Annotated in this window: 8 protein-coding genes; 7 read left to right on the forward strand and 1 reads right to left on the reverse strand. The window is 39.0% G+C overall.

The features are described 5' to 3' along the window. Window positions 1–73: 73 nt before the first annotated feature. A complete protein-coding gene (locus AB669_RS09380) occupies window positions 74–1,753 on the forward strand; it encodes a glycoside hydrolase family 3 protein (protein WP_047798986.1) in 1,680 nt (559 codons plus the stop codon). Window positions 1,754–1,828: 75 nt separating this feature from the next. Next, window positions 1,829–2,032, forward strand: a complete 204-nt coding sequence (locus AB669_RS09385) for a hypothetical protein (RefSeq protein WP_047798987.1) — start codon at window positions 1,829–1,831, stop codon at window positions 2,030–2,032. 48 nt (window positions 2,033–2,080) lie between these two features. Here AB669_RS09385 and AB669_RS09390 read toward each other — a convergent pair whose 3' ends face one another. Next, window positions 2,081–2,614 (reverse strand): thioredoxin family protein, encoded by a 534-nt coding sequence (locus AB669_RS09390; RefSeq protein ID WP_047798988.1) that lies wholly within the window; start codon window positions 2,612–2,614, stop codon window positions 2,081–2,083. A gap of 130 nt (window positions 2,615–2,744) precedes the next feature. On the opposite strand from AB669_RS09390, the gene AB669_RS09395 reads away from it, so the two are divergent. The 5 genes from AB669_RS09395 (at window position 2,745) to AB669_RS09415 (ending at window position 13,308) form a co-directional block, all read left to right on the forward strand. Continuing rightward, on the forward strand, window positions 2,745–3,401 hold the full coding sequence (locus tag AB669_RS09395; RefSeq protein WP_047798989.1) for a TatD family hydrolase: 657 nt from the start codon (window positions 2,745–2,747) through the stop codon (window positions 3,399–3,401). A gap of 79 nt (window positions 3,402–3,480) precedes the next feature. Beyond that, on the forward strand, window positions 3,481–4,257 hold the full coding sequence (locus AB669_RS09400; RefSeq protein ID WP_047798990.1) for a ThiF family adenylyltransferase: 777 nt from the start codon (window positions 3,481–3,483) through the stop codon (window positions 4,255–4,257). Between the two features lie 14 nt (window positions 4,258–4,271). After that, window positions 4,272–7,511, forward strand: coding sequence for an exodeoxyribonuclease V subunit beta (locus tag AB669_RS09405; RefSeq protein WP_047798991.1), 3,240 nt, complete (start codon window positions 4,272–4,274; stop codon window positions 7,509–7,511). Window positions 7,512–7,596: 85 nt separating this feature from the next. Next, entirely contained in the window at window positions 7,597–10,431 is a 2,835-nt protein-coding gene (locus AB669_RS09410) for an outer membrane beta-barrel protein (RefSeq protein WP_047798992.1), read from the forward strand. A 12-nt stretch (window positions 10,432–10,443) separates the two neighbouring features. Then, window positions 10,444–13,308, forward strand: coding sequence for a PD-(D/E)XK nuclease family protein (locus AB669_RS09415; RefSeq protein WP_047798993.1), 2,865 nt, complete (start codon window positions 10,444–10,446; stop codon window positions 13,306–13,308). Window positions 13,309–13,329: the final 21 nt, after the last annotated feature.

A 13,329-nucleotide genomic window follows, 5' to 3' on the forward strand; every position in this document is an offset into this window, starting at 1 on the left:
TATTACGATGATTACTTATTAATTTTGCCGAATCGCATTACAACAAAACAAAGTGAAAAAAAATATATTCCTAATGATCTCCTTAGGCCTTGCTGTGCTATCAGCAAATGCCCAGAAAAAGTCTTACCTGGAAATGCTGGCCAACCAGCCTAAGTGGGTCGATTCTGTATTTAACAAACTCAACAGAAGGGAACGCATTGCCCAGATGTTCTTCGTGCGTGCACATACCAATTTAGGTCAGAAATATATCGACTCTGTGGGTATGGTAATCAAAAAAGAGCAACTGGGTGGGGTAATTTTTTTCCAGGGGGGACCAGTAAGGCAAGCCCGCGCTACAAATGCCTACCAAAAGGTTAGCCGGATTCCTTTGATTGTGGCTAACGACGGAGAATGGGGTTTGGGTATGCGCCTGGACAGCACGATATCTTATCCTTATCAAATGACACTGGGTGCAATCCAAAACAAAGATCTCATTTACAAAATGGGGGTTGAAGTTGCCAAAGACTTTAAAAGAATGGGAATGCAAATGAACCTTGCCCCTGATGCAGACATTAATAATAATCCCAAAAACCCTGTGATCAATTATCGTTCATTCGGTGAAAACAAATTTAACGTTGCCACCAAAACCGCTACCTACATGAAAGGCATGCAGGATGGTGGGTTGCTAACTACATTGAAGCATTTTCCAGGACATGGAGATACAGACGTAGATTCGCATTACGATTTGCCTCAACTTACCTTTACAGCCGCACGTTTAGATAGCCTTGAAATGTATCCTTTCAAAGAACTGATCAAGCAAGGTGCATCGGGAGTAATGATTGCACATATGAATATCCCATCCTTAGATAACACCCCTAACTTACCCTCTACCCTTTCTAAACCTATTGTTACAGGCATCCTGAAAGAAAGATTGGGCTTTAAAGGACTGGTGATTTCAGACGCGATGGATATGAAGGGCGTAGTAAAGTTTTTTAAAGATGGTGAGGCTGATGTGATGGGCATTGTTGCAGGCAATGATATCCTTGAACTTTCTGAGAACAGCGAGCGGGCGGTGAAGCTTATTCGACGTGCTATCAGGCAGGGGCGAATTAGCATGAATGATGTAGATATTAGTGTACGGAAAATCCTAACCGCAAAATACTGGGCGGGCTTAACCCAAAGAGATACCGTAGTGGTAAAAAATATTGTCGCTGAAGTAAACCGGACCGCCGGCAATGCGCTGGTGCAGGAATTGGCCAATGCGTCTGTTACCTTGTTAAAAGGAAAAGATTATATTAAAAACATGATTCCGATCAGAAGAACCGCTATTATTAGTATAGGCGTTTCCGGGGTAACTCGGTTCCAAAAGGAGGTGTCTAAGGGATTTTATAACTCGGTTTATTATGTTTTAGACAAAGATGCTACAGCAGCTCAAATTTCGAATATTGCCCGTGAAGTTGCAGCCTTCGATCAGGTAATTGTAGGCATTCACGATAGCCGGGCAAGGCCTGCAAATAACATCCCCCTAAACACAGGGGTTAAAAATTTCATTAAAGAATTATCCGGCAAGAACACGGTATTTGCATTATTTGCCAACCCTTATAACCTGGCTGCGCTACCTGGATTAGAAAACAGTAAAGGCCTGGTTGTTGGTTATCAAAAAGAAGATTATATGCAAATCTCGGCTGCAGCCGTTATCAATAACCGCTTAATTCCAGCTGGAAAATTACCCGTAAGCATTCTGCCAAACTTTAAATTTGGTGACGGGTTATAATCCAGTAAAACAACCAATTATTTTTAAAACAATTCGGGGGTCAAAAACATTATCTATTTATAAAAACTCAATGCCATGATAGACCCAGAAGAAGATAACTATTCAAACGACCCTAACGATGCTTTACGCAGAGAGGATGATACTGAAAACATCAATGAATTAGAAGGAGATGATACCAGTATCGAACATGATAAAGACATGCTGGAACAAGCTGATGAAGCTTCCAGACCATCCTACGAGCTCAATCTTGATGATGAGCCAGCAGATTTGGAGGATTAAAAAAAGCCGCGGGGATAGACCTAAAATCTAAGCCCTGCGGCTTTTTACTTATTTAGACTTTGGTTTGTAAGAATCGGGGTCTACTGCGGCAAAGGTCCAGCCTTTTAGAAATGAGTTAATCTTTTTCACATCGTGACCCACTTTCTTTTTTCCGTTTGAACCAATTTCATCTGTTTCCAGATAAGATGAATTCTCTATATGTAGCACTTTGCCTGTTCCATCCAGTACCACAAATACAGGATAGCCGAAACGGTTAGGAAAGCCGAGAACTTTCATCGCTTCATCATTGTGATGATCCTTATCCCAATTCACCAATAAAAATTCATAGTTATCATTAATGGTTTGCTTTAAAGAGGCGGTAGTATCAACTAAATTGTGAAAAGCGATACACCAGGAACACCAGTTTCCTCCCACCTGTACCAGTACGTGTTTCTTTTCCTTTGCTGCCTTTTCGGTTGCGGCTTTTATGTCAGCCAAAGCGTTGGCTTTAGGATTATAAATCTGAACACGCTCTTTTTTATCCTGGCTAAATGCCGAAGTAGAAATGAATAAAGCAGCTAAAATAATAAGTAGTTTTTTCATGTGAAAGGATATGGTTACTGCAAATGTAATAAAGACTAGTACTTTTATAGATTAATACTGAATTCTTTACAGAAGAGATACATTACGGTACCCCGGCATTTTTTTTGAAAAAACCTATCTTTGCCTATTAATGGATTTTCTAGATGTACATACGCATCACAGCGGTAAGCAAAACGGGGTAACGAGCATCCAAAGTTTATCTGTGACAAGCGATATATTTTTGGCCATGCCCAAAGAAAAGCCGATTTCAATAGGCTTACATCCCTGGTATGCAACACTGGAGCAACTGCCAACGCAAATGAAGTACATGCAGGTACTAGCTAAACAGGCAAATGTTAAACTCATTGGTGAGTGCGGACTTGATAAATTAAGGGGTGAAACACTAGATAAACAGATCCTTATCCTAAAAGAACAGATTTTACTGGCAGAGCAACTTGAGAAGCCGATTATCCTACATTGTGTAAAAGCTTTCTCTGAACTGATAGCGCTCAAAGATGAACTGCGGATTAAAGTCCCGACTCTCATTCACGGCTTTAATAAGAACCAAGAACTCGGTAAGCAAATGCAAAATAAAGGTTTTCTGCTATCTTTTGGAAGTTCTATTTTAAAACATGATTCTGATGCTGCCGGTTTAATTAAGAAAAGTAACAGTTTTTTTTTGGAAACCGATTCTGCGGAAATATCAATCGAACAGATCTATCAGGCCGCAGCGAATTTAAAAAAATGTTCGGTTGATGAATTAAAAGCCATTATTTTTACAAACTGGAAAGAACTAAACTTACTTTAGGAACAACCAGAAACTAGCTCACGAAAAAAACCGTTATGCTGTGACCATTCGTGGTCCATTGATAAATAATTATAATGATATGTCTGATACATCCTGGCTCTCCCGCTCCGCCCTTCTCGTTGGCAATGAAGGAATTGACTTGCTTCAATCGAAACACGTTTTAGTAATCGGCTTAGGAGGGGTTGGCTCCTTTGCAGCAGAATTTATTTGCCGTTCGGGCGTTGGCGAAATGACCATTGTAGATGGAGATGTGGTTGATCCAAGCAACAGAAACAGGCAATTGCCGGCATTGGCAACAAACCATGGTGTTGGTAAAGCATCGATTATGCAAGAACGCTTACTTGCCATCAATCCGGATTTAAAATTACATGTGATTAATTCATTCCTTACTCCTGATAAGTGCAGGGAAATTCTGGAAAATAAATACGACTATGTGATGGACTGCATTGATAGCGTAATGCCTAAAATGACCCTACTATCAACTGCACTGGAAAAAAACATCCCGATTGTGAGTTCTATGGGTGCAGGCGGTAAAGTTGATCCTACCAAATTAAGGATCACTTTTCTTCCAGACACCTATCAATGCGTTTTCGCCAGTTATGTACGCAAACGACTCAACAAACTCCCAAACCTGAATTTGGTAAAGGCTGTTTTCTCTATTGAAGAATACAAAAAGGAATCGTTAATTTTAACTGACGGAAGTAATTTTAAACGTTCCGCCTATGGCACAATTTCTTACCTGCCAGCAGCATTTGGTGGCGCTTGTGCGTCCGTGGTCATAAGGGACTTATTAAATATTCCTTATCCAATGGAAAAACGGCCAGCCAGAATCAAGAAAAAAGTTAAGAAAAAATAAACGATCAGGAATTTATGCCAAAACCTCTTAAAATTCTCCAGGCCTCCGCAGGTTCTGGTAAAACATTCAGTCTTACAGCACATTATCTCACGCTGCTTTTTAGCAGCGAAAACAAATACCGCGAGATTTTAGCTGTAACCTTTACTAATAAGGCTACTGAAGAAATGAAATCAAGAATTTTAGAAGTTCTGGTGGGCCTGGCACAGGGAAACCCCTCGAAAAAAATTGATGATTACAGAAAGCTGGTTCTGGTAGCCTACCCTGAAATAAATGCAGAGGGTTTAAAGCTTAAAGCAGATAAAATCTATCGTAAAATCCTCCACGATTATAGCCGTTTCTCAGTCAGCACCATTGATGGCTTTGTACAAAAGGTCATTCGCGGCTTTGCTTTTGAACTGGGTTTAAATGCTGATTATAATTTAGAAATGAATTACGATAAGGTTAAAGATGACCTGGTAAACAAGCTGGATGAAGCCTTAACCGACAATAAGCAGCTTTTACAATGGATCATCGACCTGGCACTTGAGCGTATTAGCGACAACAAAAGCTGGAATTACAAGTCGGAACTCTATAATTTAATCGGGGAAATTTTTTCAGAGCGGTTCCAGATTTTTGAATCTGCAGTAGAGGAGCTGGGCGCGGAGAATATTGATGAACTCTTTAAAAAGTATATCAGCGTTACCAAAGAAGAAATCAAAAGATTTGAGGATGAAATCGTTCAGCTGGCAACTGATGCGCACGAGGCTATAAATGTACTGGGGGTAGAAAATGAACACCTGAAAGGCAAATCCAGAAGTCCCCTCACAAAGTTAGTGTTAATAGCCAGAGGAGATTTTTCTAAGATAGAGGCTCTTTTCAACTTAATAGATGAGCCTGATGAATGGTTTCAGAAAAACGCCGCCATAGCAGAGGTTTATGAAACGATTAATCCCATATTACATCAAATAAAAGATCATTTTCTTTCCTACTTACCGGATTACCAATTGGCAATTGCCTTCAATAAAAACCTTTATTATTTAAGGCTGATGCAGGAAATAGCTGTATTGCTAAAAGAATATAGAGCTGAAAACGATAACCTGCTCATCAGCGATGCCCAAAAACTGATATCCGGAATTACTGACGATGCCGGAGAGAACCCCTCTTTTATATGGGAAAAAGTGGGCAACAGATATCGTAATTTCCTTTTCGATGAGTTTCAGGATACCTCAACCAGCCAGTGGGGAAGCTTTAAATCGCTTTTAACCAATGCCATTGCCACCCCAAGCATGGATTTAACAGATCACCTGATTGTGGGAGATACTAAACAATCCATTTACCGCTGGCGAAATGGCGACTGGAATATCCTGCATAAACATGCTAAAACCGATGTTGGTATGCATAATGTGGTGGAGGAAAGTCTGGAAGAAAATTACCGCAGTACCGAAAATATCATCACGTTTAACAATGTATTATATAAAAGTATTCCTTTAACGCTACAAAATGAGTTAAATCAAAACTTAGCTGATAAACCTGAAAGTATTTCTGCCTGGTGGAATGCGGAACACTATAATTCGATTATTACGGATATTTATGCTGGCTCGACGCAAAATTTTGCGCCCAACACTTTAAAGGGTGGAACAATTAAGATCAAAAAGTTTGGCAAAGAACAAGCTCCGGAAGAGATACGGTTCAGTGAGACGGTTTTCCGTGATCTTGCCCTGAATGATGTAATAGCAGAAATTTTTTATTTAAAAGATCAGAAGCATTATTCGTTGAAGGACATCGCTATTTTAGTGCGTTCAAATAGTGAGGCGCTATTAACTGTGCAAAAGCTAATGGAATTCAAGTTGCCTGTTCTTTCAGGCGATGCCTTGTTGATTTCTAATAATTCTACTGTTAAACTAATCATCAACACGCTTAAAGTCCTGATCGGACTGGATGCGCAAACAGCACTTTATAAAGCAAACTGTATCGCCCTTTACCACTCTTTACATGAAAAAGAGGCAAATGCAAATCACTATTTAAATCTCACTCATACTTCACTATCTTCATTATCAGATGTATTGCCTCAATCACTTTGCAATCACTGGCAATCGTGGCTGCAACTTCCCCTGCCCGAACTCGTAGAGATTCTAATCGAGGCCTACGATTTGAAGCGGCTAAGCCAACACCTGCCTTATCTTCTAGCATTCCGCGATTTAACCGCCAATGCAGGAAAACTCGGTGAAAAGGGCATTATCTCATTTCTTACGTGGTGGGATGAAGATGGCATAAAAAAATCACTTCCATCTCCTGAAGGTGCCGATGCGATTCAAATCATCACCATCCACAAATCAAAAGGTTTAGCTTTTCGTGCTGTATTTGTTCCTTTCTGCAACTGGGAAGTAAAAGGTAAAACCAACTCAACATTTTGGGTTTCGTCAGAAGGAACTGCTTATAAAGAACTTAGGGGCATTCCTCTGAAATACAACAAAGATTTAGCCCACTCATCAATTGCAAAGGCCTACTACGAAGAGTTGCTTTATAATAACATGGATGCATTAAATATGCTATATGTTGCAACTACCCGTTCCAAAGACTTCCTTTACATAGCCACTATGGCAAAAGCTGAACCCAAAGGAAATAAAGAGCTAAGCCTTTCAAACATGGGTGATGTGATTAACTTCACTTTCGAAGGACAGTTTGATGAACATGGCGTTTACGAAATTGCAGACTATGTAATGATTGAAAATAAAATTAAAGAATCCAATTTTGTTGAGCTGAGAAATTACCCCACCACTTCTCGTTTGTCGGAACTCTATCTGCCCTCAGCTGAGAAGAATTTAAAACACCTGATCAATATTGAAAAATCAGGAAGAAAAGGTTCCTTACTACACGATATTCTGGCAAATGCCAGCAGCGAGAAAGAGGTTGCAGATTATGTTTCAAATCTGGTTTTGCAGGGTATTATCAAAGAGGAAGAGGTTCCAAAACTAACCACATCATCGCTCGAAGTTTTAAATCATGCTGAACTTCAGGAAATTTTAAATAAGGCAACTTCCAGCATTACCGAAAAAAATATTGTCGATGCACAAGGAAAACTTCATCGTCCGGATAGGGTGCTAATCAATGCCAATGAGGTTATCATTCTGGATTATAAATTTACACTCGAAAAAAGCGACAGACATATTGAACAGGTCTTAAAGTACAAAGCCTTGCTTTCTGAAATGGGCTACAGCAACGTGAAGGGCTATTTATTTTATGCAATTAACAAAGAATTAAAGCCTGTTATCTAATTTAGCAAAATAATGCGTTATAGTTGTGGAAAATTACTAACCGAGCCATCTAAATCTAAATGCATTTGTAATCATAAATACCTTGTTGAAAAATTTTCTGCTCTTACTCTCTCTCCTGTTGCTATTTGCTTATACCCCAAGCTTAGCACAAACGTCCTGTGATATAAAAGGAAGTGTTACCGACTCTACAAAAAAAGCAATAAGCGGTATAACCGTCAAAATTACTTTTGGTAAAGACTCATCCTACACCACTACTGATGATAGGGGAAGTTTTTCCTTTTCTAAAATAAATGCAAAAAGTCTTGTGATCAATATAGGCGGTATAGGTTATAAAACCCACATGGCAAAATACACTATCAAACCCGACATGTCTGAAATTGATATAGGCACAATTATATTAAAAGGTGGCGAAATCATTCTGGAGGATGTCACCATCAAAGCTAAACCAGTGGCGATAAAATACAAGCAGGATACGGTTGAATATGATGCAAATGCTTTTCATATTCAGGAAGATGACCGTGTTAGCGATTTGCTCAAGCAGTTGCCCGGAGTTGAACTAGACGAAAATGACAACGTAACCGCAATGGGAAAAGGCATGACTAAACTTCGTGTCAATGGCCGTGATTTTTTCACGAATAATGTCAAAGATTTCATTTCAAAACTTCCGGCAGGTATTGTTTCCAAAATACAGGTAATTGATGATTTTGGTGATCAGGCAAATTTTACAGGAATCAAAGTGGGCGAATCACAAAAGATGCTCAATATTGTTACTAAGCCAGGTATGGATAACGGCCAGTTCGGAGGTTTTGGATTTAGCGCTGGTACCAATAAGCAGATAGGTGGAAATGGGAATGTAAACCTTTGGAAAGGGAGTAAGCAAAGCAACGGTAGTATTGGTTATAACATTGCCGATAATGGCGCCGGCATTTCTGAAAGCCGGAATATTGGTTTTAGCCATAGTGATAAATTAAAAGACAAAGGCAATTTTGGAATAAATTACGGTTACCGGGGTGGATCAAATAACTCGACAAGTATGCAAACGGTTGAAACCATCAGCCCGTTAGGTAAATTGAACAGCCAGATCGAAAACCGCTCCTCTTCAGGGAATAACGGGCACAATATGTCCGTCAATTTCAATCAGGTTTCTAAAAAAGTCTTTTTATTGAGCTCAGCCAGCTTTGAGACCAACAATTCCCAATCGCAAAATAGTTCATCAAATTTACAAACTGGTTTAACCAGGCAGGATTTCATCAACAACACCCGGGCCAATAACCGCACGCCTTCATTTCGGACCAATCTTGACTTTTCTAAAAAGCTTACAAAAAACACTTTTTCAGGGAACTTTTCCTTTTCAAGCTCATCTAACCAATCCGAACAAAATGTTATAACTAATACCTTGTATTATAGTTCTAGCGGCAATTTAGAAAAAGATTCCTTGTTAAACAGGACCGTATATAACAAAGGTGGAAACAAGCAATTTAGTTTCGGGCTAACCTATGGTATCAGTTTGAAAAAAGATACACTACTGAGCAGGAGCTTAAATTTCAGTTATCATGGATCTGTTGGATTAACCAACAGCGATTTACAGACTTACGTACTTAATCCATCCACCTTCAGCACAACGAGGGTTGATTCACTGAGTGTACTGACTAAAAACTCAACGCTAAATCAATCTCTGGACGTGCGCTATTACCAAACGGGAAAAAAGGGTCGGTTAAGTATAGGACTAAATGCACGACCAAATCTGATCCGCAACGAATATCCGCAGGAGGGTAATACTTATAGTAACAATTATATCAATGTCTCACCTACGTTTAGCTACTCGAAGACCTTTACCAGCACTAAATCCCTCTCGGTAAATTATAATGGTCAAAATAACAACCCCGGTATTTCGCAAATGCAACCAGTGAGAAATACGCAGAATTTACAGAACATTGTTATCGGCAATCCCGAGCTTAAATCATCTTTCAACCATTCTGTTTCGTCAAACTTTAATTATTTCGGTAAGAAAAGCGAAATCTCTATCCAGAGTGGAGTTGCCATTAGTGCCACGCAAAATGAAATTGTTAATAACATCATTTTAATTCCCGATACACTTGGCGCCTACAAGCAGGAAACACGTTTTGAAAATGTGAATGGAAACTATAATGTGAGCTTAAACTATAATATCAATATTCCTTTCAAATCAAGAAAATATACTATATCCATTGGAGGAAACGCCGGAAATTCCCGTAAAACCGCAATTGTTAACAGTATGAGAAGTTTCAATAAGGGTTACAACATTTCTCAAAATCTTTCAGGAAGAATGAACACTAAAAAACTGACCACTACAGTAGGTATAGGCTACAATATGGACACCAACAACGATAATAATATGAATGCTTTTAATGCAGGTCTTGCCGGTTACAACCTTTTGCTCAATACGGGTCAATCTTTCATCAAAACAGAAAATTACCACGCTAATTTTTCAACTTCGTTGAAGCTAAAAATCCTCAGAATTAGTGTCAATGGCAGTTATAATACCAGCAAAAACAAGAATAATACCAGTACAACATCCCTGCAGGTAAATACACAAATTCACAACTTTAACTTTGGCGCATCTGGTACGGCAACATTATTCACATCTTATTATCTTAACTTTAGCGCAAATAAGCAGATTACAAGAGGTTATAGTTTTAACAATACAAACCCTTTCATCATCAATCTGGGTGCAGAAAAAGCATTTTTCAAAAGCAAAGTATTAAGTTGCAGTATTAACGTAAACGACTTGTTGAATCAAGGTAATAACATTTCGCAGCAGGTGTTAGGAAACTCTGTAATAGAAAGCCGTAGTAATCAGGTCACCAGGGTGGTAACCTTTGGATTGAATTATAATATCTCGAGATTTGGAGGAAAATCTTTTAGATTACGAAAGGACTAATAAATATTTTTGATGACTACATTTTTACACGAAGTTGCTCAGGATTTAGTTGCCAGATTTGGTCATGAACTGGAAAACTGCGCCATAGTATTTAACAACAAAAGGCCGGCAGCCTATTTACAAAAGCATTTTGCAGACATTATTGGCAAGCCTTTTTTTAGTCCCTCTTTTTTTACCATTCAGGAATTTTTCGCTGCTTCAACGAATTACCGGATCGCTGATTTTTATCTTCAGTTCTTTACCTTGCACCGAATTTATAACCAACTTTTGAGTGAAGAAAAACTCGAGACGATATCAAGTCATAAATTCTTCCCGTTGGCGAAAATCATTTTAAGTGACTTTAACCAGATTGATGCCGACCTGGTTGATGCCCAAAAGCTATATCGTGACCTGGAGGATATTTCAGTCATTAGTCAGGACTTCGATTATCTTAGCGCGGAACAGTACCAGTTCCTATCGCAATTCTGGACGTCTTATTCCGAAGGAAAGCATAAAAAACAGCAGGAACTGTTCATTAAGATGTGGCGAAGAATGCCCAAACTGTACAATAAATTCCATAGGCGATTAAAAGACATGGGCTACCTGACCAACGGTTCGGTTTATCGCCATTTGGCTGATGACATTACAGGCCATCAGGAATTCATTTCCAACTTTGAGAAGGGGAAGGTCATATTTGTTGGTTTTAATGCGTTAAGCAGCGCTGAGGCTAAGATTTTCACCCAGTTGCAGGAAACTGAAAGGGCATTGTTTTATTTCGACACAGATGCTTATTATTTGGACGACCCGTCTCAGGAGGCAGGCTTGTTTTTGAGGAAAAACTTAAATCAGCTCGGAATCAGAAATGTATTCACTGACCAGGAAAGCCTGATGAAAACTGCTCAGCATCATGTGAATGTTTACAAGGTTCAGGGCCAGTCTGCACAAGCTAAAATTATAAACAATATTTTAGAAGAAGATTATACGAATGGAGAAAGCATAGGAAAAACTGTTGTTGTACTTGCTGATGAAAGCCTACTTATTCCAACCCTGCAAACCATTCCGAGTAGCTTCGGTGATGCTGCTATCGATCTGAATATCACAATGGGTTTTGCCCTTTCTACCTCCAGCATTTATGGCCTGGTGGATCTTTGGCTAACCACTCAGTTGGAAATTATACACGACAATAAAGTTTCATATAAAAATGTTGAAGCTTTTTTAACTCATCCCCTTACAGGCTTAACACAAAAAATGCGGGATAAAATCCTAACCGCTTTATTGGATGAGAATCAGGTTGAAATCGATCATAAACGCTTGTTGCGGCAAAATGGTCTGTTTGAGGTGTTTTACAAAAAGATTGAAGAACCACAATTTGTTGTTACACACTTATTGGATGTATTGGACTTCGTGCTCACCCGGTTATCAAATGCAAAAACGCTTAAAAAAATCGATGCGGAACTATTTGTTAAAACTATACAAGAGCTGAATCGCTTGCACGATACCTTTAGTCACCACATCAGCAAAGAGGAAATTCCATTCGTGATTTACCTGGTTCAGAAATCCCTGCAAGCTATTGCAGTTCCCCTGTCAGGAGATCCTTTAAATGGTATTCAGGTAATGGGTTTGCTAGAGACCCGAAATTTGAACTTTGATAAAGTGGTCATTCTGGGTTTTAACGAAGGTATTATTCCTAAATCATCCATTGGAAATAGTTTTATTCCTGATTCCATCCGCAGGGTATATGGATTACCCGTATTGGAAAATCTTGATGCCATTTCATCTTATATGGTGTACCGTTTATTGCAGAGGGCGAAAAATATCAACTTTGTTTATAACAGCTTAACCGATGAAACCACTTCAGGTGAGCCCAGCAGGATTTTAAAGCAGCTTGAATATGAGAGTGGTTTCAGTTTCGCCTATTATGAGTTGAATTTAGATGTTAAAACGGAAGCGTTCAAAGACGTGGCTATTGAGAAACACGGAAATGCCTTTATTCAGGAAACCCTGCAGAAGTACCTCAATAAAAAGAAAGTTCTTTCTCCATCAGCATTGACCCAATATATTTCGAATCCAATTGACTTCTTCTTTAACTACATCGCGGGCATTAAAGAGCCTAAAGAAATAAGCGCAGTTGTAGAAGCGAACGAGATTGGTTCCATCTTGCATAAGGTGATGGAATATTTTTATGAGGATTTAAGGCTTGAGGAAATCACTGCCGAGAAAATAAACGAACAACGTAAGAAAGTGCCTCAAATGATTCAGAGGGCTTTCAATTCAGTCCTGTTTAATCACCCCGACCTGGTGATGGAATATAAAGGCATGCAAAAGGTTATCCTCGCAATTGTTGAGGCCTACGTAAATATCATTCTGAATCAGGATATTTCCCAAACGCCATTCAGCATCATTAGTCTGGAGCAAAAGGTGGAAGCTGAAATTAACTTCCCGCTAAATGGCCGGGAAGAAAGCGTAAAAATATTTGGTTATATCGACAGGGTTGATGTTAAGGACGGAATTACGAAAATTATAGATTATAAAACCGGAAGTGATAAACTGGCTTTTAAAGATATAGATGAGCTGTTCAATTCCAACGGAAAACACATTAACAAAGCGCTGATTCAAACACTACTCTACACTTACGCATATGAACAATCGTCGGGAAAAACCTGCGTTGAACCTAATCTGTATATTGTTAAAACGATGAATGATCCCATCTATGGCGGTGTTTGGTTTAAAGCCAACAGGCAAGTATTAAAGGGCGATTTCCTGGAAGAAATCAAACCGCTTTTTTTAACAAAACTACGGGAAAAACTGTCTGAACTGTTTGGTGATGCTTATTTTAAAGTGAGTGAAATTCCCGATAATTATAAATACTCGATATACAAAACCTTGTTTGGAAAATAGGTATGAAAACTAATATTTAAA

The organism is Pedobacter sp. BMA, from assembly GCF_001027745.1.
Lineage (GTDB): Bacteria > Bacteroidota > Bacteroidia > Sphingobacteriales > Sphingobacteriaceae > Pedobacter.